The sequence below is a fragment of the Sphingobium sp. VMM genome, from assembly GCF_056790315.1.
The window spans coordinates 153,543-176,391 of record NZ_JBXGSI010000008.1; the positions used below are offsets into that span (position 1 = coordinate 153,543).

Sequence of the window (22,849 nt, forward strand, 5' to 3'; positions counted from 1 at the left end):
TCGGCCGATCCTTCCGCTGCCCTTGCCGCATCGCGTCATTTCCTGTAGGGGCGCGCCCGAAGCCTCTGCGCGGCCTTGTGTCGGCCAGGGGAGCCCCATATCCCAAAGGCAAGACATGTCCCTGCGTAATATCGCGATCATCGCGCACGTCGACCATGGCAAGACCACGCTCGTCGACCAGCTTTTCCGCCAGTCCGGCACCTTCCGCGACAACCAGCGCGTCGAAGAGCGCGCCATGGACTCGAACGACCTGGAAAAGGAACGCGGCATCACCATTCTGGCGAAGCCCACCTCGGTCGAATGGAACGGCACCCGCATCAACATCGTCGATACGCCCGGCCACGCTGACTTCGGCGGCGAAGTGGAGCGCATCCTCTCGATGGTCGACGGCGTGATCCTGCTGGTCGACTCGTCGGAAGGCGCGATGCCGCAGACCAAGTTCGTGACCGGCAAGGCCCTTGCTCTCGGCCTGAAGCCCATCGTCGTCGTCAACAAGGTCGACCGTCCCGACGAGCGCATCCAGGAAGTGCTGGACGAAGTGTTCGACCTGTTCGTGACGCTCGACGCCACCGACGAACAGCTCGACTTCCCCGTCCTCTACGCCTCGGGCCGCAACGGCTATGCCAGCGAGGATTCGCAGCGCCGTGAAGGCACGCTGGAGCCGCTGTTCCAGAAGATCGTCGACCATGTCCCGCCGCCGTCGCTGGACCAGGACGCGCCGTTCAGCTTCCTCGTGACGCTGCTCGATCGCGACAACTTCCTGGGTCGTATCCTGACCGGCCGCGTCCAGTCGGGCACGGTCAAGGTGAACCAGCCGATCCACGCGCTCGACGCTGAAGGCAATGTGATCGAAACCGGCCGTGCGTCGAAGATCATGTCGTTCCAGGGCCTGGACCGTGTGCCGGTCGAAGAAGCCAAGGCAGGCGACATCATCTCGCTCGCCGGCCTCACTGTCGCGACCGTCGCCAACACCATTTCCGACCCGCAGGTCAGCACCCCGATCAAGGCACAGCCGATCGATCCGCCGACCCTGTCGATGCGCTTTGCCGTGAACGATTCGCCGATGGCGGGCCGTGAAGGCAGCAAGGTGACGAGCCGCATGATCCGCGACCGTCTGGCCCGCGAAGCCGAATCCAACGTCGCCATCAAGGTGACGGAATCGGACGACAAGGACAGCTTCGAAGTCGCTGGCCGTGGCGAACTGCAGCTGGGCGTCCTCATCGAAACCATGCGCCGCGAAGGCTTTGAACTCGGCATCTCGCGTCCGCGCGTGCTGTTCGGCGAAGACGAAAATGGCGGCAAGACCGAGCCTTACGAAACCGTCGTCATCGACGTGGACGACGAATTCTCGGGCACGGTCGTCGACAAGATGAACATCCGCAAGGCCGAGATGACCGACATGCGTCCCTCGGGCGGTGGCAAGACCCGCATCACCTTCTCCGCGCCCTCGCGCGGCCTGATCGGCTATCATGGCGAATTCCTGTCCGACACGCGCGGCACCGGCATCATGAACCGCCTGTTCGAGAAGTACGGCCCCCACAAGGGCAAGATCGAAGGCCGCAAGAATGGCGTCCTGATCTCGAACGGCGCCGGCGAAGCCAATGCCTATGCGCTGGGTCCGCTGGAAGATCGCGGCATCCTGTTCGTCGGCGTGGGTGAAGCCCTCTATGAAGGCATGATCATCGGCGAAAACGCCAAGCCGGAAGACCTTGAAGTCAACCCGATGAAGTCGAAGGCGTTGACCAACTTCCGCGCCAGCGGCAAGGACGACGCCGTCCGCCTGACCCCGCCCAAGAAGATGACGCTGGAACAGGCGATCGCTTACATCGACGACGATGAAATGGTCGAAGTCACGCCCAAGACCATCCGTCTGCGCAAGCGCTACCTCGATCCGAACGAGCGCAAGCGCATGAGCCGCTCGAAGGCCGCCTGATGTTTCAGGGCGGCCCATATGCAGGCCGCCTGATTTTCGGCTAGACAAGATATGAAAGGGCCGGTGTCGCGAGGCGCCGGCCCTTTTCCTTTATCCAGGAGGCTGCAATGGCCGATCTCTATCTCAAGGCGCTGGAATCCGAGCGGCGCAAATTATGGGCCGAATGCCGCCTCAAGGGCCTGCCCAAGGGCACGCCGGAACGCGAGCGGATCGTCGAGATCGACGCGTTGCTCAAGGCGCACAAGGCCAAGAAGGACGGCAAGTCCGCCAACCCGTGACGGCCGCTATTTTCCGGTTGGCTCAGCATAAATCCCGATAGGCGGGAAGGGCATGCTTCCTATCGTCGCGGTTCTCATGAGCCGAGGCGAAGCGGAAGGGCGTGCAAGTGACCAACGAAGCGGATGCGGAGGGGCACGACCTGTTCGAATGGGGTCCGCCGCGCGGGCTGCCCGGCCTTGTCCGCCTGTCGGTGCCGGCCCTGCCCACGGTGCGCGTCCGCGCCCTGCTTGCGCTGGCGGTCGGCTGGTTGCCGCTCCTGCTGCTCATCCTCGTCCTGCCGGGCCATGACCGGGCCGGCGATCTGCGCCATTTCCTGCGCGACATCGGGGCGCATGCCCGCTTCGCCTTTGCCGTGCCGCTCCTGCTGGTCGCCCATGTCGAAACCGCGCGGCGGCTGGGCGCGGTGGTGCGCCATTTCGCCATTTCCGGGCTGATCCCGCCTGATGCCGGGGACGGATTGAAGGCTGAACTGGCCAGGGCGCGCGCGGCGGTGCGTGCGCCGGTCGCCGAACTGCTGGTGCTGCTCGCCGCCTATGCGATCATCCTGTGGCTGTTCGCGACCGGTATTTCGAACCATGGCCTGCCGGCCTGGACCATCGCCGGGCCGGGGCGGCTATCGGCGGCCGGCTGGTGGCATATGCTGGTCAGCCTGCCGCTGTTGCTGACGCTGCTCATGGGCTGGCTCTGGCGCATCCTCGTGTGGACGCGGCTGCTGCACAAGGTCGCGGCCATGGACCTGCGGCTGGTCGTCGCCCATCCCGACAATGCCGGCGGCCTGGGCTTTCTGGCCCAGTCGGTCCGGGCCTTCGGCACCTTTGCGCTGGGGATCGGCTGCATCACCGCAGGCCGTTTCGCCAATGTCCATCTCCAGGGTGCAGCGACGCCGATGACCGGCGGCTTCCTGATCGGTGGCACGGTGGCGCTGGTGCTGCTGCTGTGCGTTGCGCCGCTGGGCGTGTTCCGCCCGGTCATGGCGCGGGCCTGGCGGCGCAACGCGATGCATTATGGTGCGCTGGCGGTGGCGCTGGGCCGGTCGTTCGAGGATCGCTGGTTCGATGGCAGCGCGAAGGAACAGTCCGATCTTCTCTCCGCGCCGGATTTTTCGGCGGCGGCCGACCTCTATGGCGTGGTGTCCAACGTCTATGCCATGCGTTTCCTGCCGGTCGACCTGCGCAGCCTGCTGATCCTGATCGCGGCGACGCTGGCACCTTTTCTGGTGGCGATGTTCCTGTCGATGCCGACCGCGATGGTGTTGCAGGAACTGAAGGGGATGATGCTTTAGCGATCGAGCGGCAGGATCACCGTCGCCCGCAATCCGCCCTCGGCCCGGTTGGCAAAGCCGATGCTGCCCTCATGCCCTTCGGCAATGGTGCGGGCGATCGACAGGCCGAGGCCCACGCCACCGGTCTCGCGATTGCGCGAGGCTTCGCCGCGATAGAAAGGCTCGCACAGCCGGTCGAGAATCTCGGGCGGAACGCCGGGGCCGGAATCGACCACATCGACGATCGCCCGGTGGCCCTCGACGCGCAGGCAGACCCGCGCCGATCCGCCATAGCGCACCGCATTCTCGACCATGTTGCCGATGCAGCGGCGCAGTGCGAGCGCGTCGCCCTCTATCACCGCGCGCTGGCTGGCGGTGACGGCGACGTCATGGCCCATGTCGGCCAGGTCGTCGGCCAGCGTCTCGACGATCGCCGACAGGTCGATGCGGGCGCGCTGGCGCCCTTCGGTCCCTTCGCGCATGAAGTCGAGCAGGTCGGTGACCATCGCCCGCATTTCCTGCACGTCGGCCTGTGCCTTGGCGCGCGGGCCGTCGGGCAATTGTTCCAGGCGGAAGGACAGGCGCGTCATCGGCGTGCGCAGGTCATGGGCGATCGCCACCAGCATGGCGGTCCGTTCCGACACATAATCGGCGATCCGCGCGCGCATGTGATTATAGGCGATGCCCATGGCGCGCACCTCGGGCGGGCCACCGATCGGCAGCGGCTCTGCGCGTTCGGGGCGCTCGCGCGCGGCGCCTTCGGCCAGCAGGCGGATCGGCTGGGTGATGCGCCGCGCCACCCAATAGGCCGGCAGCAGCAGCAGGATGAAGATGCCCGCCATCAGCGACAGGGTGATCGCATACCAGCGCCAGTTCGGCCCTTGCCGCCCCAGCAGCACCGACCAGTTCCTGCCATCCTCGCGCACGGCCAGGGCAAAGTTGCCGCGCAGCATCATCCGGCCGGGGTCGAACTCCATCCCCATGTCGGGCCGGGGCTCGATCTCCGGTCCGGGACGCGGCATGCCGATCGGCGGTCGTTCCTGGATCAACGCCACCGCATTGGCGGGCACGCCCAGCAGGCCGGCAATGCGCTCGGCTCCCGCACGGTTGCTTTCCTGCCCCGCGTCGGGCGCGGGGGCGCGATCGGATTGATAGCGGCTGATCTGCCAGCTTCCGGGCGGCTGGGTGCCGCCGCGCAGCAGGCCGGTCGCCTCCACCAGCATCATCGGCCGGGCATGGGGCGGGGGGCCGCGAAAGGCGACCAGCATCATCGCGCCCAGCGCCAGCAACAGGGTGGCGGCGACCAGAAAGACGATCCGGGTCAGGATCGAGGGATTGTAGCGTCCCGGCTCGCCGGCGCCCGGCAGCATCGCCGGGCTCACGCCGGGCGGACCTCGGCGGTGAACATATAGCCTTCGTTGCGGATCGTGCGGACCAGTTCGTCGCCCATCTCGCCACGTTCCAGCTTGCGGCGCAGGCGGCTGACCTGGACATCGATCGCCCGGTCATAGCTTTCCGCGTCGCTGCCGGCCGAATAGTCGAGCAACTGGTCGCGGCTCAGCACCCGGCGCGGATGTTCGATGAAGGCGCGCAGCAGGCGGAACTCGCCATCGGTCAAGGTGACGACGACATTGTCAGGGTCGGTCAGCAGGCGCACGCCCATGTCGACCTGCCAGCCGGCAAAGCGCAGCCGCTGCCCGGCGGGCACCTGCGGTTCCGATGTCTGGCGGCGATTGCGGCGCAGCACGGTGCGGACGCGGGCGAGCAGTTCGCGCGGATTGCACGGCTTGGGCAGATAATCCTCCGCCCCCATTTCCAGCCCGACGATGCGGTCGATATCGCCGCCGATCGCCGACAGCATGATGATCGGCAGGTCGCCGCTCGCGGCCAGCCGCCGCAGGATCGACAGCCCGTCCTCGCCGGGCATCATCACGTCCAGCACGGCAATGTCGAACGTCTGCGCCGCCAGCGCCTGATCCATCGCCACGCCGTCCGCGACCGCGGTCACGGCAAAGCCATGCTGCTCCAGAAAATCCGACAACAGGATGCGGATGTCCGCATCATCGTCGACCACCAATATGCGCGATCCGTCCATATTGGCGGTCAGCATATCGATTGAAGGCGATCCCTGCAAAGTCATCCGCATAATTCCTGTCAGATGGCGATGCCGACCGTCACCGTGCCGGTGAAGCCATTGGTCGTATCGCCGGTCATGGTGGGCGTCATCGCCGCGACCTGGGCCGACGTGTTGTCGCCGAACACATTGTCGCTGCTGGTGGTGATCTTGGCGAAATTGGTCTTGCTGCTGGAATAGCCGCTGGTCGCATAGACCGTGTTGCAGGCATCCGTCGGCATCGCGAACTGCGACGTCAGCACGCGATTGGCATAGCTGGTCGCCTTGGCCAGGCTGGGATAGACCTCGAAATGGATATGCGGGAAGCGCCCGTCATAGCAGCCGGGGAAGATGCTGGTGAAGGTCACCTGGCCATTGGCATCGGTCACCCCCACGCCGCGCAGGTAATTTTCGCCCGGCACGGTGTAGAGCGAATAGAGGCCGTCGCGGGTGCAATGCCAGATATAGACGGCATAGCCCTCCAGCGGCGCGCAGCTGCCATTGACGTTCACCACCGTGATGGTGAGCTGCATATAGATGCCCTCGGCGGTGCCGCTCGAGGATCCGAAGCTCGACCGGATGTCGGTGCGCACGATGCCGGTATCGTCCAGCACATTGACGACGCTGCCATTGCTGCTGTTGGACCCGTCCGCCGGATAGGGGCCGTTGGTTTCCTCCGGATCGGCGATGCAACTGCTCGACGTCGGGGTCGGCGTGGGTGTTGGCGTCGGGGTAGGGGTGGGCGTCGGCGTGGCGGTCGATGTGTCAGTGTCGCTGTCACTGCCGCCACCACCACAGGCGGTGATCAGCGCGGCGCTGCCGGCCGAAAAGAGCAGGCGCAACGTGCGGCGGCGGCCCATCGCCTCGCCGGCCAGCTTGCGCATCTGCGCCAGGTCATCGGCCAGGCCATGGCCATGGTCGTCATGCGCGCCATCCTGCATCATCTCGCTCTACCCTTCTGTCGTCTGTGGACTGTCAGAAGGGCAGGACTAGGCGCGCCATATATCCTCGCGATGTCTCGACGTGGCGGCTTTGTAGCGCTTTATGTCAATGCCCCCTCAATGGCCGCGCGGCCGGGCAAAGGCCGGGCGCGGCAGGCTGGCAAGCGCGAGGCTGCTACCGACCATCAGGACAAGCGTTATCCACAGGAAGGGCGCGTAATTGCCGAAGCGGTCGAAAATCGCCGACGCGCCCAATGGCCCGGTGGCGGTGCCGACCGATAGTGCCATCAGCAGCCCGCCATAAAGGCCGCCAAAGGTCTTGAGGCCGAAATGCTGGGTGGTGAGATAGACGATCACGTCGACCTCCGCGCCCAGTGTCAGGCCGATCAGCGCGGCCGCCGCGATCAGCAGCGCGACATTGTTTCCGGCGCCCAGCAATAGCAGGCTGGCAGCCGCCGGCAGCAGGAAGACGCCGGCACCGACCAGCGATCCACGGAACCGGTCGAGCAGCAGGCCGGTCGCCAGCCGGCCGATGATCGAACAGAGGCCCACGACCGAGGCTATGCCGGCCGCCCGCATCGGGTCCGCGCCGCGATCGGTCAGGATCGGCACGAAATGCACGACCAGGGCGATGATGGTGAAGGTGAAGAGCAGGCTGGCGAGCAGCAGGCGATGATAGATGGAGGAGCGCACCCCCTCCGCCAGCGTGGCACCGATCGCGGGCACTGCGGCATTGGCCGTCTCGGCCTCGCCGCGCCGCCGATCTCGCGCGCCACGAAAGAAGAGGCAGATCAGCGGAAAGCTGCACGCGGCCCAGATCGCCGCCTGGATCGGCGCGGCGCGTTGCCAGCCATATTGGCCGATCAGCCAGCTGCCCATCAGCGGAAAGATGGCGACCGCGATCGATGCGCCGCACAGGGTGATGGCAAAGGCCAGGCCGCGCGACGCCTCGAACCGGGTGGCGACGGCGCTGGTCCAGATCGTCGCCTGCACCGGCAGGGTGGCGAGCGCCAGCAGCGCCCAGAGCAGATACCATTGGCCGGGGCTGCCGGTCGCCGTGCCCAGCAGGGCAAAGGCGCCACAGGTCAGCAGCACGCCGACCAGTCCGAAGAGGCGCGGCCCCAACCGGTCGACCATCAGGCCGATCGGCACGGAAAAGACGGCCTGGACCAGGGTGGACAGGGTCAGGCCCACCGTCACCTGCGTCCGCGTCCAGCCGAACTGGTCGCTGATCGGCTGGATATAGGGGCCAAGCCCATAGATATGGATGACGCTGGTGGCATAGCCGAGCGCGGCCGCGATCGGCAGCATATAATGACGCCGCCATTCCGTAGCGGCACCGGGCTTGTCGGTTTCCATCAGCATCGCCTCTCCCCATCGCATCTTCTGTGTCGTCATGGTTCTGATCGATTTGTCGATAAAAAGCGAGGCTATCTCATTTATATCGCGGGGCGGGATTCCCTGCTGGTTTCCGCGCGCTGGCCCTGTATAGTCGCGCGGTTTGCCCATTCCCGCGAAAGCGCTTCATGCATCTTCTTATCGGCCTCGCCGGCATATTGCTGATTCTTGCCATTGCCTTTGCCCTCTCTTCCAACCGCCGCGCGATCCGGCTGCGCGTGGTCGGCGCGGCCTTCCTGCTGCAGGCGGGGATCGCGCTGCTGGTGCTCTATGTGCCGGCCGGACGCGCCATCATCGCGGGCATGTCGCACGGCGTCGCCAATCTGCTGGGCTATGCGCAGGCGGGGACCAATTTCATCTTCGGCCCGCTGGCCAAGCCCGAAATCGGCGGCGCCAGCTTCGCCATCGCCGCGCTGCCGGTGATCATCTTCTTCGCCAGCCTGGTGTCGATCCTCTATTATCTGGGCATCATGCAGTTCATCGTCCGCTGGGTCGGCGGCGCGATCGAGAAGGTGACGGGCGTGTCGAAGGTGGAAAGCCTGTGCGCCGCCGCCAACATCTTCGTCGGCCAGAGCGAAAGCCCACTGGTGATCCGTCCCTATCTCGCCGGCCTCAACGGGCCGCAACTGTTCGCGGTGATGACCAGCGGCATGGCGGGCGTCGCCGGCACCATCCTGGCGGCCTATGCCTCGATGGGGATCAAGATCGACTATCTGCTCGCGGCCAGCTTCATGGCGGCACCCGGCGGCCTGCTGATGGCCAAGATCATGATGCCCGACGAGCCGGAATGCGAACCGGAACTGCCGCTGGAGGATGATATCCACCTGCCCGAAACGCGCCGTGCGGCTGCGGTCGCGGCGGTGCTGAATGCGGAAACCACGCCGGGCGAACCCATGCCGGTCGCTACCCATGACGAGGAAAAGCCCGCCAACATCATCATGGCGGCGGCGCAGGGCGCCCAGACCGGCGTCAAGCTGGCCGTCGCCGTCGGCGCCATGGTGCTGGCCTTCGTTGCGCTGGTGGCACTCGCCAACGGCATCCTTGGCGGTATTGGCGGCATCTTCGGCTATCCCGAACTCAGCTTCCAGCAGCTGCTCGGCTATGTCTTCTCGCCGGTCATGTATCTGCTCAACATCCCCTGGAACGAAGCGCAGGTGGCTGGCGGCCTGTTCGGTACCAAGGTCGTGCTCAACGAATTCGTCGCCTATATCAATCTCGGCCAGGTGCAGGACGGCCTGTCGCCCTCGACCATCGCCATCATCACCTTTGCGCTGTGCGGCTTTGCCAATTTCAGCTCGATCGCGATCCAGATGGCGGTGACCGGCAATCTCGCCCCCAATCAGCGGCCGATGATCGCCAAGCTGGGGCTGAAGGCGCTGGTCGCCGGCAGTCTGGCCAATCTGATGAGCGCGGCGCTGGCCGGGTTGATGTTAAGCCTTTAACCAAATCATTTCGATTACTTAACAGAGGCCCTACCCCCGGCTTAACAAATCGGTTATGGTTAACCGATGGGGGAACTTAGATTTTTCGCGGTCGTCTTAACGGCCATCGGCACCATTGGCATGGCAACGGCGCAGACCAACGCGCCCGCGCCCAAGCCTGGCATGCTTGAAACCTACAAGGACTGGACCATCGGTTGCGACAATCGCAACTGGTGCGAGGCGGTGTCGCTGCTGCCCGGCGGCGACTGGCCCGACAATCCGGTGATGGTCGGCGTCGCCCGTTCGGCCGGTCCCGATGCCGCGGCCGAAGTCTGGGTCAGCCGCGATGCCAAGGGTTCCTCCGACGTCAGCTTCCTGGTCGACGGCCGCAAGGTCGCGACAGTGACCGCGCGCGATGGCGACGCCACCTTGCGCGGGCCGCAGGCGTCGGCGCTGGCGATCGCGATGGCGCGCGGCAGCACGATGGAAGTGCGCACCGGCAACCGGTTGCTCGGTCGTCCCTCGCTCGCGGGCGCGGGCGCGGCAATCCGCTACATGGATGCGCGCCAGGGCCGGGCCGGCACCACCACCGCGCTGGTCGCGACCGGGCCGCTCGGTCCGCTCGCGGTGCGGGTCGCGCCGCCGACGCCGGCGATCCATCGCGCGGTCATCGCGACGGGCGATGCGCCGGCCGCATTGTGGCGCGAGGAGCGGACCGCGCTCGGCAAGTTCACCGGCTGCACCGACGAGATGGCCAATGGCCAGTCCGAACTGCATCGCCTGTCGAAGAATGACACGCTGATCCTGGTTCCCTGTGGCTCTGGCGCCTATAATTTCACCACCGTGCCGGTGATCGCCAGCGGCATTCCGGGCCGCCGCAGCTTCCGCTTCGCGCCGTTCGACTATGCGCCCGGCTGGGGCACGGAGGAGATCGGCCATCCCACCCTGGTGAATGCCGGCTGGGCGCCCGAAAAGTCGCTGCTGCAAAGCTTCGCCAAGGGGCGCGGCATCGGCGATTGCGGCACCAGCCAGACCTATGTCTGGGATGGCAGCCGCTTCCGCCTGACCGAAGCGACCAGCATGGGGGAATGCCGTGGCGCCTGGCGCTGGATCCCCGTCTGGACCGCGCAGGTCGTCGAATAGGACGCAGCTGCAATAGGAAAATTGCAGGCCCAATGCTGCGCTTTGCAATGGAAATATTGCACCGCACACCCCATATGAGGGGCATGGCAAGCACCGCATCCCTTTCCGACGCGCCGCCGCAAGCCGCCGCAGCGCTGCCCAACCCGATCCGCGCCGTCATCTTCGACATGGACGGCACGCTGCTGGATACGGAGGCCGCGCATCGCGATGCCTTCGCCCGCACCGGCGCGGCGATGGGCTGGCCGATGTCGGACGAGATGCTGCTGTCGATGGTCGGCATCCATCGCGACGAGAATCTGCGGATGCTGGCCGACCGCATGGGGCCGGACTTCCCGGTCGATCAATTCTATGCCGACAGTGACGCGCTGTTCGTCGCCGCGCTGGAGGCAGGCATTCCGCTGCGGCCGGGTGCTGAGGTGATATTGGATCATCTGGCCAGGGCCGGCATCCCGATGGCGATCGCGACTTCGACCATGGCCCCCTATGCTCAGCAGCGGCTGGAGAAGGCCGGGCTGCTTCCTTATTTCCAGACCGTCGTCACCCGCAATGACGTCGACCGCCCCAAGCCCGACCCGCAGCCCTATCTGCTGGCGGCCGAGCGGCTGGGCGTCGATCCGGCCGATTGCGTCGCGGTGGAGGACAGCCATGCCGGCGTCCGCGCCGGCGTGGCGGCGGGCATGGCGACGGTGATGGTTCCCGACCTCCTGCCGCCGACCGAGGAACTGGTGCTTGCGGCCAGCGCGGTCCTGCCCAGCCTGCACGACCTGCGCGACCTGCTGCTCGCGACGGAATAAGCGGATTGGCACCGGCTTCAGACTGTCTGAAGCATCGGCCCCAGATCGCGCACCGCATGGATGACGCGCTGAACGGTGACCATCTCTCCGTCCACATGATAGGCGATCAATAGCCGGCGCTCGAAGGTCAACGTCCTCAGGCCCGTGATCAGATCATCGCGTGGAGATCCGCGATCGGGGAGGTCGGACAGTGCGGCAACGCGCTCCTCGATCCGGGCCAGATAGCGGTCGGCCGTGGCGAGGTCGGCCTCCACACGCACCCAATGGTGAATCGCAACCAGATCCTCGATCGCCAATGCCGACAATCGGACATGATGGCTCATGCCTTGTCGATCGCGGCCCTGACCTGCGCAAATGCCTTGTCAAGCGGCATCGGGGGACGCGGATCGGCCAGCGCTTCTGCCACGCGGACGCGCACCAGTTCGTCCAGGACAGCCTCTTCCCGATCCAGCGCACGCAGGCCAGCGCGCATGACTTCACTCATGGATGCATAGCGGCCGGATGCCAGATGGCGCTCGGCATGGGATGTCATTTCGCCCAGCGTCACGGTGATTGCTTTCGCGGCCATGCCTGCCTCCATTCCGATATGATTTTATCATATCGCATCTTCGGTTTCGATGCCAGTTGCCGGGCCGCGGCAAGAGTTTCACCCTCGCTTTCCTACTCGGCCTTTCTCTGATCTATCCTGGGCGATGGAAGCCGCGCTCCATTCCCACCCCGCACCATGGCGTTTCAGCCGCCCAGTGTCGCTTCACTGTCGCCTCGCTGTCGCGTCCGTGTCGCGTCGCCATGACCCGATTGTCGCGCAACTGTCGTTTCACCGGCGCGTGGCAGGCGCATAGCCGGTGCATTTGGCCGAAATCAGCCCTACGACACTGTGAACTTCGACTGTCGCGTAAAATTTCCGGGCAGATTCTATCCCGCCTTCGCCAGCACCAGCGCGAACAGGCCGTCCGGGTCGATCCATTCGGCCATGGGTTCCCACCCGCCCGCGCGCAGCAGCAGGCGCTCGTCGCGCGCGCCATATTTATGGCTGCTCTCGGTATGGATGGTCTCGCCCGCTGCCATGTGGAAACATTGGCCGGCGACATGGAAATGCAGCGGCTCGGTCGCTTCCAGGTGCATCTCGATCCGCGCCTTCTCGTCATTCCAGATGGCGCGATGGGCAAAGGCATCGACCGGCAGGTCACCCTCCAGCTCGCGGTTGATCCGCACCAGCAGGTTGCGGTTGAAGGCGGCGGTGACACCGGCTTCATCGTCATAGGCGGCGATCAGCCGATCGCGGTCCTTGATCCGGTCCATGCCGATCAGCAGCATCGCTTCGTCGCCTAGCAGTCGGCGCATCGCGCGCAGCAGGTCGACGGCGGTGTCCGGCTCGCTGTTGCCGATGGTGGAGCCGGGGAAGAAGCCGAGCCGTGGCAGGCCGTCGATCGCATCGGGCAGGGCCAAAGCGCCGGTGAAGTCGCCGACCAGCGGCAGCACCGGCAGGCCGGGAAAGGCGCTGGCCAGTTCGGCGCTGCTCGCGCGCAGGAAATCGCCGCTGATGTCGATCGGCACATAGGCGGCGGGGGCGATCGCGCGCAGCAGATGCGGCGTCTTGCGCGCGCTGCCGGCGCCGAATTCCACCACTGCCCGGCCGGAGCCGATGGCGGCGGCGAAATCACTGCCATGGCCGGCCAGCAGCGCGGTTTCGGTGCGGGTCGGATAATATTCGGGCAGGTCGGTAATATCCTCGAACAATTCCGATCCGCGCCGGTCGTAGAACCAGATGGGCGGGGTCGCCTTGGGCGATCGGGCAAGGCCGGCCAATATGTCGCGGCGGAATGCCGGGTCGATGGTGCGGGCGGCGGGCATGTCGTGCGTCAGCAGCATGGGGCTTACAGATCCTTGGCCAGCCGCAGTCCCGTGAACTGCCAGCGTTGATGGGGGTGGAAGAAATTGCGGTAACTGGCGCGGACATGGCCGCGCGGGGTGGCGCAGCTGCCGCCCTTCAGCACGAACTGCCCGGACATGAACTTGCCATTATATTCGCCGACTGCGCCGGGGGCGGTGCGAAAGCCGGGATAGGGGCGATAGGCGCTGCCGGTCCATTCCCATACATCGCCGAACATCTGGGTCAGGCTGGTGCCGTCTTCGGCGGCGCGGGGGCGGGGGCAGGCGGTGCCGTCCAGTTGCTCGCCACTGGTCGGCGCGATGTTGAGCGCCGCGCTTTCCCATTCCGCCTCGGTCGGCAGGCGCGCGCCCGCCCAACTGGCATAGGCGTCTGCCTCATACAGGCTGATATGGCAGGCCGGGGCGGCCGGATTGACCGGCTGGCGTCCGTCCAGGCCGAAACGGGTCCAGCCCTTCTCGCCGCGCTGCCAGTAGAGCGGCGCCTCGATCCCTTCCGCCTGGACCCAGGCCCAGCCATCCGACAGCCAGAGCGCCGGGTCACGATAGCCGCCATCCTCGATGAAGCTGACCCATTCGCCATTGGTGATCGGCCGGTGGGCCAGGGCGTGGGGGCGCAGGAAGACCTTGTGGCGCGGCCCCTCGCAATCGAAGGCGAAGCCGGCCTTGCCGTCGTCGCCGATCTCGACCAGCCCCTCGCGTCCCTCGATCCAGTGCAGCGGTCCGGGCACCGGCGCGGGCATCGCCCTGGGCGCATCGAACAGGGCAGGGGCGATGGGATTGAGCGAAAAAAGATGCTGCAGGTCGGTCAGCAGCAATTCCTGATGCTGTTGCTCATGCTGGAGTCCCAGCGTCACCAGCGTGCAGGCGGCCTCCGGCAGATGCGGCATGGCGGCCAGCAGCGCTGCATCGACATGGGCGCGATAGGCGCGCACCTCGTTCAGGCTCGGCCGGGTCAGCATGCCCCGCATCGGCCGGGCATGGCGGGGGCCTTCCGCCTCATAATAGCTGTTGAACAGATAGGCGAAGCTGTCGTCGAAGGGGCGATAGCCCTCGACATGATCGCGCAGGACGAAGGTCTCGAAGAACCAGCTGACATGAGCCAGATGCCATTTGGCGGGCGACGCGTCGGGCATCGACTGCACCGTGGCATCCGCGTCGGACAGGGGCGCCGCCAGCGCCTGCGTCAGGGCGCGGACGGCGCGATAGCGTTCCGCCAGCGCGTCCTGTCCGGGCTGGATCCAGATTTTGGCCATGCACGCCCCTTTCGATACGGTTGCACCGCTCTCGCAAGGGGTAAGCGCATGACCGGGCAGGTCGGTTCCTTGCCGCCCTGGCGCGGCGCAGAATCAGGCGGCGGTGCGCTCCGGCCGGGCACGGCGCAGCTGGTTGCGGCCATTGGCCTTGGCTTCGTACAGCGCCTGGTCGGCCAGGCGCAGCACCTCGTCCATCTCCTCGCCCTTCCAGCGACAGATGCCGGCGGAAAAGGTGATCGGGCGGCCATCGACATCGCCCAGCGGATGCTCGCGAATCTGCTCGGCCAGGCGCGCCAGTGACCAGCTCGCCTCATCCTCGATGCAATGCTGGAAGAAGACGGCAAATTCCTCGCCGCCCCAGCGCGCGACCATGTCGATGCGCCGGATCTGGGCCGACAGGCGGGTGGCGAAATCGCGCAGCACCCGGTCGCCCTCGTCATGGCCCAGCCGGTCATTGACCTGCTTGAAATGATCGATGTCGATGATCGCGATGCAGCCCTGGCGCTTTTCGACCGGCAGCTCGTCGATCTGCGCCAGCAGGCCGCGCCGGTTGGCGATGCCGGTCAGCGGATCTTCATGCGCCGCCACCTGCAATTCGTCCATCTGCGCGCGGGTCGATGTCGCGGCGCGGTGGACGCCGGCATAGAGGGTGCGGATCACGTCGCCGACTTCAGGCAGGACCGGCGCCTCCGGGCTATCGGGGCGCAGCGTATCGGCCAGCGCATGGATCGGACTCAGCAGCGCGCCGATCCCCATCAGCGCCATGATCGTGCCGACCAGCGTGGCGCCAAGCAGCAGCAGGAACTCGGCCAGTGCGATCCGGCCGGTTGCCATGCCCCAGCTGATATAGCCGATCAGCGGCAGATGGGTGGCGACGAAACAGAGTGCGAACAGGCGCAGGCGCAGGCTGCGCGGAAAGATGAAGGATGTTGCCAGATAGAATTGCATCTTGGCCCTCTCACTAATTGCGAATAACCCGCAAATTTGGAGAATTGGCTAAACGCGCTCTGAATGAATAGGGTTAATGTTGCGCTGCAAGGCAAAGCGTGGCCGATGGTAGCCAGGCCGTTGAAATCATACCTGTCTTGACGCGCCCGGCACCCATTTAACATCGCGCGCGCCATTGTCGTTCAGCCGGCGGGCAAGCACGAACAGCAGGTCGGACAGGCGGTTGAGATAGGCCAGCGCCTGCGGATTGAGCGCGACATCGGTGGCGGCGGCCGTGGCGCTGCGCTCGGCCCGGCGCGTGATCGCACGGGCGAGATGGACGGCGGCTGCGGCCGGACTGCCGCCCGGCAGGATGAAGCTGTCGAGCGGAGTGAGATCGGCGTTCATGTCGTCGATCTGCTGCTCCAGTCGCGCGACCTGGCCGGCAATGATGCGCAGCGCCCAGGGCTCGTCCGCGCCATCCGGGATCGGCGTGGCGATGTCGGCACCCAGATCGAACAGGTCGTTCTGGATGGTGGTCAGCCAGGCCGCTTCGGGCCTGTCGCCGATCGCCAGGATGGCGAGGCCGATCGCGCTGTTGGCCTCGTCCACGTCACCCACCGCCTGCATGCGCGGCGCATATTTGGGCAGGCGCGACCCATCGACCAGACCGGTCGTGCCCGCGTCCCCGGTGCGGGTGTAGATCTTGTTGAGCTTGACCATTAGCCCTCAGCCATTGCCCTTCATCATCAGCAACAGGGCGATGATGATGACGGCGCCGGCCTGGAACAGGATGCGGTTCATCATCATCCGGTTCTGCTTCAGGCTGGACGGGCGCGGCGCCCCTTCCGGCAGGTTCAGTTCCTCCTTCGTCGCCTGGAGGAAGGCGATGATGCCGCGGACCAGCGCGAACAGGGTCGCGGCCATGGCAAGGATCAGGGCGATGACGAGCACGGTAGTCATAGGGGGATGCTAGGCCGCTCCGGCGGTGATGCCAACCGGAAAGCGCCCGGCGCGCAGATCATCGGCCAGGCGCTGTGGGGCCATGCGGGCGCTACGCAGTTCGGCGAGCGCGATCGCCCCGTCCCGCTTCGCCAGCCTCTTGCCATCGGCGCCCAGCAGGAGCGGATGGTGGATATAGGCGGGGCTTGGCAAGTCGAGCAGCGCCTGCAGCAGGCGATGGATGTCGGTCGCGGCGCGCAGGTCATTGCCGCGCAGCACATGGGTGACGCCCATCGCCGCATCGTCCAGCGTGCAGGATAGATGATAGCTGGCCGGCGCATCCTTGCGCGCCAGCACGACATCGCCCGCCGCCGCCGGATCGGTTGCTATTTCGGAGGGCGCCGCGTGGGGATCGGGCGGATAGGGCAGGGCGGCCCAGCGAAGTGGCCCCGCCAGTGCGACTGCCGCCTGCATGTCGATCCGCCAGGCATGGGGCGTGCCCGCCGCGATGCGTTGTGTGCGCTCGGCGTTCGGCAGGGCGCGACAGGTGCCGGGATAGACCGGGCCTTCCGGGCCATGCGGCGCGGTCAGGCTCGCCTGGATATCGGCGCGCGTGCAGAAGCAGGGGTAGAGCAGGTCCATCGCGCGCAGTCGGTCGAGCGCCGCGTCATAGTCGACCAGGCGCTGCGACTGGAAGATGATCTCCCCATCCCATGCCACGCCCAGCCAGCGCAGGTCTTCGACAATCCCGTCGACATGTTCGGGCCGGCTGCGGGTGCCGTCGATATCCTCGATCCGCAGGCGAAAGGCGCCACCCGCAGCCCGTGCCAGGTCCATCGCCATCAGCGCCGACCAGCCATGGCCGACATGCAATCGACCGGTGGGGCTTGGCGCGAAACGACTCACAAGATGCTGTGGTGCGGTGGATTGAGTCATACAGGCTCTTGACGGCGGATATTCGTTAATGCTGTCATGCTCTTGTCACGTTGTTGGTCGATCAGCGGCGTCGGCAAGGGGGTAGAGGCGACTATGTACCATCCCGACCTGATACGGCATCCGGAAAACTGCCCGGCGCTGGTTTTGAATGCGGACTATACCCCGCTCAGCTATTATCCCCTGAGCCTGTGGCCCTGGCAGACCGCCATCAAGGCGATTTTTCTGAAGCGGGTGGATATCGTCTCTTCCTATGAGCGGGAAGTCCACAGCCCCAGCCTGCAGATGCGCATCCCCTCGGTCATCGCGCTCAAGCAATATGTGCGGCCCTCGGAGCATCCGGCCTTCACCCGGTTCAACCTGTTCCTGCGCGATCGTTTCAGCTGCCAATATTGTGGCACGACGCAGGATCTGACCTTCGACCATGTCGTGCCGCGGCGCGCGGGTGGCCGCACCACCTGGGAAAATGTCGCGACCGCCTGTTCGCCCTGCAATCTCAAGAAGGGTGGGCGCACCCCGCGCGAAGCGGGCATGCAATTGCATGTCCAGCCGATCCGGCCGACCAGTTGGCAGTTGCAGGAACATGGCCGCGCCTTCCCGCCCGGCTATCTCCACGAAAGCTGGCATGACTGGCTCTATTGGGATGTCGAACTGCTGGCCTGACGCGCGGCGCGTCAGCTCATCGCGGGCAGCCAGTCCAGGTCCATATGCTTGTGCCGGTTGGTATAATGGCCGATCTCTTCCAGCCGGGCCATGTCGACCAGCGTGATCCGGCCATTGGCGCGGCTGATCAGCTTTTCCTGCTCCATCTGCCGGATCATCCGGTTCACATGGACGGATGTCAGGCCGATCGCGTCGCCAATCTCCTCCTGCGTCAGCTTCAGGTCGAAACTGTCGGTGATGCTGTCGTCGGTCACGCGCAGCCGGTCGAACATGTCGAGCAGGAAGGAGGCGACCCGCGCCCTGGCCGATGTGCGGCCGAGCGAGGCAAGCCGGTCGGTCATCGCCACCCGCTCCGCATTGGACAGCAGGAACAGAAGGGCAGCGACGCGGGGATATTCCTCCAGCAGCCGGCGCAGCGCATGCTTGTCGAACGGGCAGACGATGGCGTCCGACAGGGCGACCAGTGATTCCGGTGCCTTGCTGTAGATGGTGCTGGCCGAACCGATGAAATCGCCGGGGAAGTAGACGCGCAATATCTGGCGGCTGCCATCGGGCAGGATGACATAGCTCATGACCCGACCTTCGCGCAGCACGAACAACTCAGTGATCGTCTCGTTGACGCGCTGGATCATGGCCCCGCGCTTGATCTTGCGGGGATTTTCTTCCAGCCGAGCCAATGCTGCTTTTTCTGCGTCGGACAGGGGAACCGTCTTGGCCAGTCTTTCCGCGAAACAGCTCGTCGCCACCAATACACCTTCTTCTTGAAATTGTTGTTACGATGGCAGAACGCCCCAACCTCCTTTTGGCTGCATTTCGGCAAGGCGCACTAAACTCGATCAAGGTTGCGGCGATCCGCGAAAATAGTCTTCCGCTACGCCCGGCTCCGCCCGTTTTTCACGCCGAACGACCGCGCGCGCGCCTTGCACGGCGCGCAATAGACGCTATGAAACCTAACCAATGGACCGCATTCACATTCGCGGCGGCAAGCAACTCAATGGCCGCCTTCCCATCTCCGGCGCTAAGAACGCTGCCCTGACGCTGCTGCCGTGCGCGTTGCTGACCGACGAGCCCGTCGCGCTGCGCAATCTGCCGCGCCTGGCCGACGTCGACAGCTTCGGCCATCTGCTCAACCAGCTTGGCGTGTCGACCATGATCGAGGGCGCTCGTCCGGAGGATTTCGGCCGCGTCATGACGATGCGCGCCGGTCGCGTGACTTCGACCGAGGCGCCCTATGACATCGTGCGCAAGATGCGCGCGTCGATCTTGGTGCTCGGCCCGCTGCTCGCCCGCGCCGGCGAGGCACGGGTGTCGCTGCCCGGCGGCTGCGCGATCGGCAACCGGCCGATCGACCTGCACCTCAAGGCACTGGAAGCCTTTGGCGCGATCATCGAGATCGCGGCCGGCTATGTCCGCGCCAGCCTGCCCGATGGCGGCCTGCCCGGCGGCATCTATACCTTCCCGGTGGTGTCGGTCGGCGCGACCGAAAATGCGCTGATGGCGGCCTCGCTCGCCAAGGGCACCTGCATCCTGGAAAATGCCGCGCGCGAGCCGGAAATCGTCGATCTCTGCAAGTTGCTGATCGCGATGGGCGCCGATATCGAGGGCGTGGGCACCGATAAGCTGGTGATCCACGGCCGCGATCGTCTCCACGGCGCGACCTACAGTGTCATGCCCGACCGTATCGAGGCGGGCAGCTATGCCTGCGCTGCGGCGATCACCGGCGGTTCGCTCGACCTGATCGGCGCCAATGCCGACGATATGCACGCCATCCTGGCTGCGCTGCGCGACGCTGGCGTGCAGGTCGACGAGCATCGCGACGGCATCCGCGTTTCGTCCGACGGCAAGCTCAAGCCGCTGACCCTGTCGACCGCGCCTTTCCCGGCCTTCCCGACCGACATGCAGGCGCAGTTCATGGCGATGCTGACCAAGGCGGAGGGCGCGTCGGTCCTGACCGAGACGATCTTCGAGAATCGCTACATGCATGTGCCTGAACTGGCGCGCATGGGTGCCGACATCAGCGTCAACGGCCGCACCGCCGTGGTGCGTGGCGTCGACAAACTGGTCGGTGCGCCGGTGATGGCGACCGATCTGCGCGCCTCGATGAGCCTGATCCTCGCCGGTCTTGCTGCCGAAGGCGAGACCATCGTCAGCCGCGTCTATCATCTCGATCGCGGTTATGAGCGGCTGGAGGAAAAGCTCTCGGCCGTCGGCGCCGACATCGAGCGGGTCAGCGATGGCTGACGGACGCGGCCTGGCAACGGATCGGGCGGCGCTGCTGGCGCTTTATGATCTCGACGCCGGCGGTTTCCGTACCCTTGACGATATCACCAGCTTCGCCGCGCAACTATGCGGGGCGCCGATCGCGCTCGTCAGCATTGTCGAGGATGTAAGGCAGCGCTTTCTGGCGCGGGTCGGGCTGGATGCGGAGGAGACGCCGCGTGACGTCTCCTTCTGCGCCCTTGCCATGCTGGGCGACAAGATCTTCGTCGTGCCGGATGCGACGCAGGATGCGCGCTTCATCGATAATGCACTGGTCACTGGTGCGCCGCATATCCGTTTCTATGCCGGGGCGCCGCTGGTCGGCGGCGATGGCGAGCCGCTGGGTGCGCTCTGCGTCATCGATACGGTGCCGCGCGATGATCTGACCCCGCTGCAGCGCCAGGGGCTGTCGCTGCTGGCGCGGCAGGTGATGGTGGAACTGGAAGGGCGCCGCCGCGATCGCGACGTGATCGCCCAGCAGCGGCTCGACGCGGCAGCGGTGGCGGACAGCGATCGCATGTTCCGCACCCTGGCCGACACCATGCCGCAAATGGTCTGGTCGACCCTGCCCGACGGCTATCATGATTATTATAATGCGCGCTGGTATGAATATACCGGCGTGCCGGCCGGATCGACCGATGGCGATGCCTGGAACGGCATGTTCCATGTCGATGACCAGCCCAAGGCCTGGGAGAAATGGCGCCATTCGCTGGCGAGCGGTGATCCCTATGAAATCGAATATCGGCTGCGGCATCGCGACGGCCTCTATCGCTGGACGCTGGGCCGCGCCCTGCCGATCCGCGATGCGCAGGGGCAGATCATCCGCTGGATCGGCACCTGCACCGAGATTCACGAACAGAAGCTGATGCTCGAAGAGCGCGAGATGATCGCGCATGAACTCTCGCACCGGATCAAGAATATCTTTTCCGTCATCGCCGGCCTCATCGGCCTGTCGGCGCGCGAGCGTCCGGGCATGCAGGAAGGGGCGGATGACCTGCGCGACCGTATCCTGGCGCTGGGGCGGGCGCATGACTTCGTCCGCACCCATGGCGGCGGCGTCAGCATGGCGGAGGAGCAGGCATCGCTTCATGGCGTGCTGGAGGAGATTTTTGCGCCCTATGGCGGCCGGGAACGACTGCAATTGTCGGGCGACAATCCGCCGATCGATGATCGCTCGGCGACGCCGCTGGCGCTGCTGTTTCATGAACTGGCGACCAATGCCGCCAAATATGGCGCGCTATCGACGCCCGATGGCTTTATCGCGCTGCATGTGGTGACGCAGGATGAGGATATCCGGCTCGACTGGCGCGAAGAGGGCGGACCGAGTGTGGCGCCGATCGCCAGCGAAGGCTTTGGCAGTCGCCTGATCGCGCTCAGCGTCGAGCGTCAGCTGGGTGGTCAGCTCGAACGGCAATGGTGCCCCGAAGGGCTTCGGCTCAGCCTGCGGATACCGCGACGCTCGATGCACCGCGCTGCGGCGGGAAGGGCGTAAAGCCGGCAATTTCCGCCGTGGCGAGGTCGGCTGCTTCGGTGGCCGCCAGGCGCACGGTCTGGGCAATGCTCTGCGCGCGGAAGGGCTTGGTGACGACGCCCAGCGCCGCAACGGACGCCGTGCCGATCTGCGCCGGATTGGCGGTCACATAGATGACCTTGATGCCGAAGCGGCTGGCCAATTCCATGCCGATGGCAGGACCAGTGGGGCCATCACGCAGATTGAGGTCGACCAGGGCGATGTCGCAGGATTCGGCGGCGGCCATCGCCGCCTCGCGGTCGGCCGCGATGCCGCCGACATCGAAGCCGGCATCCTGCACAATCTGTTCGATTTCCAACGCGACGAAAATCTCGTCCTCGACGATCAGAATCTTCTTGCTCATCCCTGCGCCCGCTTATGCTGGTGTCGATAAATGCGGAAAGGGACGAAGAGTTCCCGAAATATGTAAAAATCAGGTGTCGTCGTTTTCGATGCTGGTCCAGGCGGTGTCGAACGCGGTGCCGTTCATCAGCAGGACCGATGCGGGATAGCCGCCTGCCGCTGCCTTCTTCGCCGTTTCGGTGGCGCTGTCGATCGCCGCCTGCTGCGTCGCGAACGGGCCATAATAGCTGTTGTTGAGGTTGATCTTCCACGCGCCGTCATGCGGGACGATGATGTAGCGGGCGTGGGGCAGGTCGGTCATGGTCGCGATGGTCTCCGATGGCAGGTCAGCGCGCGGGCATCCGCCGGGCGCTCGCCAGATGATGGGCATGGGTGATCGCCACCGCAAGGGCATCGGCCGCGTCGGAGCCGACGATCTTGGCGCCGGGCAGCAGCCGCTGGACCATGGCATGGACCTGGTCCTTCGACGCGTTGCCGACGCCGACGACCGATTTCTTGACCAGCCGGGCGGCATATTCGCCCACTTCCATGCCCGAACGCGCGGCATTCAGCAGGATGACGCCGCGCGCCTGACCCAGCTTCAGCGTCGATTGCGGATTGACGTTGACGAACACCTCCTCGACCGCGGCGCCATCGGGCCGATGTTCGAGGATCAGGTCGGTCAGTGCCAGGTCGAGCGCCATCAGCCGCGTCGCCAGCGACATCGCGCTGTCGGTCTTGATCTGGCCGTTGCCGACATGGGTCAGGCGATTGCCGTCGGCGGCAATCAGGCCCCAGCCGGTGGTGCCGAGGCCGGGGTCGAGGCCAAGTATGATCATGGGTG

The 22,849-nt window shown here is 65.7% G+C and carries 25 protein-coding genes; 9 read left to right on the top strand and 16 right to left on the bottom strand.

Going from position 1 to position 22,849, the window contains the following annotated elements; genetic code table 11:
• The first annotated feature begins 115 nt into the window (after positions 1 to 115).
• The 3 genes from typA to ACUCV3_RS12410 all read left to right on the top strand — a co-directional run bounded on the left by typA (position 116) and on the right by ACUCV3_RS12410 (position 3,494).
• On the top strand, positions 116 to 1,933 hold the full coding sequence (typA, locus tag ACUCV3_RS12400; protein WP_004210140.1) for a translational GTPase TypA: 1,818 nt from the start codon (positions 116 to 118) through the stop codon (positions 1,931 to 1,933).
• Between the two features lie 107 nt (positions 1,934 to 2,040).
• On the top strand, positions 2,041 to 2,211 hold the full coding sequence (locus ACUCV3_RS12405; protein ID WP_004210141.1) for a hypothetical protein: 171 nt from the start codon (positions 2,041 to 2,043) through the stop codon (positions 2,209 to 2,211).
• Positions 2,212 to 2,318: 107 nt separating this feature from the next.
• Positions 2,319 to 3,494 carry a hypothetical protein gene (locus ACUCV3_RS12410; RefSeq protein WP_279727646.1) on the top strand — a complete coding sequence of 392 codons (1,176 nt, stop codon included), beginning with the start codon at positions 2,319 to 2,321 and terminating at the stop codon, positions 3,492 to 3,494.
• Here ACUCV3_RS12410 and ACUCV3_RS12415 read toward each other — a convergent pair.
• The 4 genes from ACUCV3_RS12415 to ACUCV3_RS12430 all read right to left on the bottom strand — a co-directional run bounded on the left by ACUCV3_RS12415 (position 3,491) and on the right by ACUCV3_RS12430 (position 7,925).
• Positions 3,491 to 4,843 (bottom strand): sensor histidine kinase, encoded by a 1,353-nt coding sequence (locus tag ACUCV3_RS12415; protein WP_279776184.1) that lies wholly within the window; start codon positions 4,841 to 4,843, stop codon positions 3,491 to 3,493. The two genes, ACUCV3_RS12410 and ACUCV3_RS12415, sit on opposite strands and share 4 nt — an antisense overlap.
• An 8-nt stretch (positions 4,844 to 4,851) precedes the next feature.
• The gene (locus ACUCV3_RS12420) at positions 4,852 to 5,613 is read right to left on the bottom strand and encodes a response regulator (RefSeq protein ID WP_004210145.1); all 762 of its coding nucleotides are present in this window, start codon (positions 5,611 to 5,613) and stop codon (positions 4,852 to 4,854) included.
• A 14-nt stretch (positions 5,614 to 5,627) separates the two neighbouring features.
• A complete protein-coding gene (locus ACUCV3_RS12425; RefSeq protein ID WP_069336854.1) occupies positions 5,628 to 6,530 on the bottom strand; it encodes a dioxygenase family protein in 903 nt (300 codons plus the stop codon).
• 114 nt (positions 6,531 to 6,644) lie between these two features.
• Positions 6,645 to 7,925 carry an MFS transporter gene (locus ACUCV3_RS12430; protein WP_279727648.1) on the bottom strand — a complete coding sequence of 427 codons (1,281 nt, stop codon included), beginning with the start codon at positions 7,923 to 7,925 and terminating at the stop codon, positions 6,645 to 6,647.
• A gap of 128 nt (positions 7,926 to 8,053) precedes the next feature.
• Here ACUCV3_RS12430 and ACUCV3_RS12435 point away from each other — a divergent pair, with 128 nt between their 5' ends.
• From ACUCV3_RS12435 to ACUCV3_RS12445, 3 genes are all read left to right on the top strand, one after another.
• Complete coding sequence (locus ACUCV3_RS12435) at positions 8,054 to 9,367, top strand: NupC/NupG family nucleoside CNT transporter (protein ID WP_004210148.1); 1,314 nt, start codon at positions 8,054 to 8,056, stop codon at positions 9,365 to 9,367.
• A gap of 66 nt (positions 9,368 to 9,433) precedes the next feature.
• The gene (locus ACUCV3_RS12440; RefSeq protein WP_482240661.1) at positions 9,434 to 10,489 is read left to right on the top strand and encodes a DUF1176 domain-containing protein; all 1,056 of its coding nucleotides are present in this window, start codon (positions 9,434 to 9,436) and stop codon (positions 10,487 to 10,489) included.
• An 83-nt stretch (positions 10,490 to 10,572) separates the two neighbouring features.
• On the top strand, positions 10,573 to 11,283 hold the full coding sequence (locus tag ACUCV3_RS12445; RefSeq protein WP_010339284.1) for an HAD family hydrolase: 711 nt from the start codon (positions 10,573 to 10,575) through the stop codon (positions 11,281 to 11,283).
• A gap of 17 nt (positions 11,284 to 11,300) precedes the next feature.
• Here the strand turns inward: ACUCV3_RS12445 and ACUCV3_RS12450 are convergent, their stop codons facing one another.
• The 8 genes from ACUCV3_RS12450 to gluQRS form a co-directional block, all read right to left on the bottom strand.
• Positions 11,301 to 11,606 (bottom strand): type II toxin-antitoxin system RelE/ParE family toxin, encoded by a 306-nt coding sequence (locus ACUCV3_RS12450; protein ID WP_482240662.1) that lies wholly within the window; start codon positions 11,604 to 11,606, stop codon positions 11,301 to 11,303.
• The gene (locus ACUCV3_RS12455; protein WP_099231618.1) at positions 11,603 to 11,851 is read right to left on the bottom strand and encodes a ribbon-helix-helix domain-containing protein; all 249 of its coding nucleotides are present in this window, start codon (positions 11,849 to 11,851) and stop codon (positions 11,603 to 11,605) included. The genes ACUCV3_RS12450 and ACUCV3_RS12455 overlap by 4 nt, the downstream gene beginning before the upstream one ends.
• 347 nt (positions 11,852 to 12,198) lie before the next feature.
• Entirely contained in the window at positions 12,199 to 13,155 is a 957-nt protein-coding gene (gene egtD, locus ACUCV3_RS12460; protein ID WP_279727651.1) for an L-histidine N(alpha)-methyltransferase, read from the bottom strand.
• Between the two features lie 5 nt (positions 13,156 to 13,160).
• Positions 13,161 to 14,429, bottom strand: coding sequence for an ergothioneine biosynthesis protein EgtB (gene egtB, locus ACUCV3_RS12465; RefSeq protein WP_279727652.1), 1,269 nt, complete (start codon positions 14,427 to 14,429; stop codon positions 13,161 to 13,163).
• A 93-nt stretch (positions 14,430 to 14,522) separates the two neighbouring features.
• Positions 14,523 to 15,377, bottom strand: a complete 855-nt coding sequence (locus ACUCV3_RS12470; RefSeq protein ID WP_004210153.1) for a GGDEF domain-containing protein — start codon at positions 15,375 to 15,377, stop codon at positions 14,523 to 14,525.
• Between the two features lie 126 nt (positions 15,378 to 15,503).
• Complete coding sequence (locus tag ACUCV3_RS12475; protein WP_279727653.1) at positions 15,504 to 16,079, bottom strand: cob(I)yrinic acid a,c-diamide adenosyltransferase; 576 nt, start codon at positions 16,077 to 16,079, stop codon at positions 15,504 to 15,506.
• Positions 16,080 to 16,085: 6 nt separating this feature from the next.
• Positions 16,086 to 16,319 carry a twin transmembrane helix small protein gene (locus ACUCV3_RS12480; RefSeq protein WP_004210155.1) on the bottom strand — a complete coding sequence of 78 codons (234 nt, stop codon included), beginning with the start codon at positions 16,317 to 16,319 and terminating at the stop codon, positions 16,086 to 16,088.
• Positions 16,320 to 16,328: 9 nt separating this feature from the next.
• Complete coding sequence (gluQRS, locus tag ACUCV3_RS12485) at positions 16,329 to 17,234, bottom strand: tRNA glutamyl-Q(34) synthetase GluQRS (protein ID WP_482240663.1); 906 nt, start codon at positions 17,232 to 17,234, stop codon at positions 16,329 to 16,331.
• Between the two features lie 93 nt (positions 17,235 to 17,327).
• Between gluQRS and ACUCV3_RS12490 the strand changes: the two genes are divergently transcribed.
• Positions 17,328 to 17,894, top strand: coding sequence for an HNH endonuclease (locus ACUCV3_RS12490; RefSeq protein WP_482240677.1), 567 nt, complete (start codon positions 17,328 to 17,330; stop codon positions 17,892 to 17,894).
• Positions 17,895 to 17,905: 11 nt separating this feature from the next.
• On the opposite strand, the gene ACUCV3_RS12495 is transcribed toward ACUCV3_RS12490, so the two are convergent.
• Positions 17,906 to 18,643, bottom strand: coding sequence for a Crp/Fnr family transcriptional regulator (locus ACUCV3_RS12495; protein ID WP_004210159.1), 738 nt, complete (start codon positions 18,641 to 18,643; stop codon positions 17,906 to 17,908).
• Between the two features lie 208 nt (positions 18,644 to 18,851).
• Here ACUCV3_RS12495 and murA point away from each other — a divergent pair, with 208 nt between their 5' ends.
• Entirely contained in the window at positions 18,852 to 20,135 is a 1,284-nt protein-coding gene (gene murA, locus ACUCV3_RS12500) for a UDP-N-acetylglucosamine 1-carboxyvinyltransferase (RefSeq protein ID WP_004210161.1), read from the top strand.
• Positions 20,128 to 21,645 carry a PAS domain-containing protein gene (locus ACUCV3_RS12505; protein WP_279727656.1) on the top strand — a complete coding sequence of 506 codons (1,518 nt, stop codon included), beginning with the start codon at positions 20,128 to 20,130 and terminating at the stop codon, positions 21,643 to 21,645. Before murA ends, ACUCV3_RS12505 begins: the two co-directional genes overlap by 8 nt.
• On the opposite strand, the gene ACUCV3_RS12510 is transcribed toward ACUCV3_RS12505, so the two are convergent.
• The 3 genes from ACUCV3_RS12510 to ruvC form a co-directional block, all read right to left on the bottom strand.
• Positions 21,590 to 22,027, bottom strand: a complete 438-nt coding sequence (locus ACUCV3_RS12510) for a response regulator (protein WP_037515798.1) — start codon at positions 22,025 to 22,027, stop codon at positions 21,590 to 21,592. The two genes, ACUCV3_RS12505 and ACUCV3_RS12510, sit on opposite strands and share 56 nt — an antisense overlap.
• A 69-nt stretch (positions 22,028 to 22,096) precedes the next feature.
• Positions 22,097 to 22,327 carry a DUF2188 domain-containing protein gene (locus tag ACUCV3_RS12515; protein WP_004210167.1) on the bottom strand — a complete coding sequence of 77 codons (231 nt, stop codon included), beginning with the start codon at positions 22,325 to 22,327 and terminating at the stop codon, positions 22,097 to 22,099.
• 25 nt (positions 22,328 to 22,352) lie between these two features.
• On the bottom strand, positions 22,353 to 22,844 hold the full coding sequence (ruvC, locus tag ACUCV3_RS12520) for a crossover junction endodeoxyribonuclease RuvC (protein WP_004210168.1): 492 nt from the start codon (positions 22,842 to 22,844) through the stop codon (positions 22,353 to 22,355).
• Positions 22,845 to 22,849 lie beyond the last annotated feature (5 nt).

Excerpts from the sequence above, each read along its gene's own strand:
- ACUCV3_RS12515 (WP_004210167.1), bottom strand. The coding sequence starts at position 22,327 with ATGACCGACCTGCCCCACGCCCGCTACATCATCGTCCCGCATGACGGC.
- ACUCV3_RS12470 (WP_004210153.1), bottom strand. The coding sequence starts at position 15,377 with ATGCAATTCTATCTGGCAACATCCTTCATCTTTCCGCGCAGCCTGCGC.
- ACUCV3_RS12405 (WP_004210141.1), top strand. The coding sequence starts at position 2,041 with ATGGCCGATCTCTATCTCAAGGCGCTGGAATCCGAGCGGCGCAAATTA.
- ACUCV3_RS12510 (WP_037515798.1), bottom strand. The coding sequence starts at position 22,027 with ATGAGCAAGAAGATTCTGATCGTCGAGGACGAGATTTTCGTCGCGTTG.
- gluQRS (WP_482240663.1), bottom strand. The coding sequence starts at position 17,234 with ATGACTCAATCCACCGCACCACAGCATCTTGTGAGTCGTTTCGCGCCA.
- typA (WP_004210140.1), top strand. The coding sequence starts at position 116 with ATGTCCCTGCGTAATATCGCGATCATCGCGCACGTCGACCATGGCAAG.
- ACUCV3_RS12435 (WP_004210148.1), top strand. The coding sequence starts at position 8,054 with ATGCATCTTCTTATCGGCCTCGCCGGCATATTGCTGATTCTTGCCATT.
- ACUCV3_RS12415 (WP_279776184.1), bottom strand. The coding sequence starts at position 4,843 with ATGCTGCCGGGCGCCGGCGAGCCGGGACGCTACAATCCCTCGATCCTG.
- egtD (WP_279727651.1), bottom strand. The coding sequence starts at position 13,155 with ATGCTGCTGACGCACGACATGCCCGCCGCCCGCACCATCGACCCGGCA.
- ACUCV3_RS12420 (WP_004210145.1), bottom strand. The coding sequence starts at position 5,613 with ATGACTTTGCAGGGATCGCCTTCAATCGATATGCTGACCGCCAATATG.
- murA (WP_004210161.1), top strand. The coding sequence starts at position 18,852 with ATGGACCGCATTCACATTCGCGGCGGCAAGCAACTCAATGGCCGCCTT.
- ACUCV3_RS12455 (WP_099231618.1), bottom strand. The coding sequence starts at position 11,851 with ATGGCCGCGAAAGCAATCACCGTGACGCTGGGCGAAATGACATCCCAT.
- ACUCV3_RS12430 (WP_279727648.1), bottom strand. The coding sequence starts at position 7,925 with ATGACGACACAGAAGATGCGATGGGGAGAGGCGATGCTGATGGAAACC.
- ACUCV3_RS12425 (WP_069336854.1), bottom strand. The coding sequence starts at position 6,530 with ATGATGCAGGATGGCGCGCATGACGACCATGGCCATGGCCTGGCCGAT.
- ACUCV3_RS12440 (WP_482240661.1), top strand. The coding sequence starts at position 9,434 with ATGGGGGAACTTAGATTTTTCGCGGTCGTCTTAACGGCCATCGGCACC.
- ACUCV3_RS12505 (WP_279727656.1), top strand. The coding sequence starts at position 20,128 with ATGGCTGACGGACGCGGCCTGGCAACGGATCGGGCGGCGCTGCTGGCG.
- ACUCV3_RS12480 (WP_004210155.1), bottom strand. The coding sequence starts at position 16,319 with ATGACTACCGTGCTCGTCATCGCCCTGATCCTTGCCATGGCCGCGACC.
- egtB (WP_279727652.1), bottom strand. The coding sequence starts at position 14,429 with ATGGCCAAAATCTGGATCCAGCCCGGACAGGACGCGCTGGCGGAACGC.
- ACUCV3_RS12445 (WP_010339284.1), top strand. The coding sequence starts at position 10,573 with ATGGCAAGCACCGCATCCCTTTCCGACGCGCCGCCGCAAGCCGCCGCA.
- ACUCV3_RS12490 (WP_482240677.1), top strand. The coding sequence starts at position 17,328 with ATGTACCATCCCGACCTGATACGGCATCCGGAAAACTGCCCGGCGCTG.
- ruvC (WP_004210168.1), bottom strand. The coding sequence starts at position 22,844 with ATGATCATACTTGGCCTCGACCCCGGCCTCGGCACCACCGGCTGGGGC.
- ACUCV3_RS12475 (WP_279727653.1), bottom strand. The coding sequence starts at position 16,079 with ATGGTCAAGCTCAACAAGATCTACACCCGCACCGGGGACGCGGGCACG.
- ACUCV3_RS12450 (WP_482240662.1), bottom strand. The coding sequence starts at position 11,606 with ATGAGCCATCATGTCCGATTGTCGGCATTGGCGATCGAGGATCTGGTT.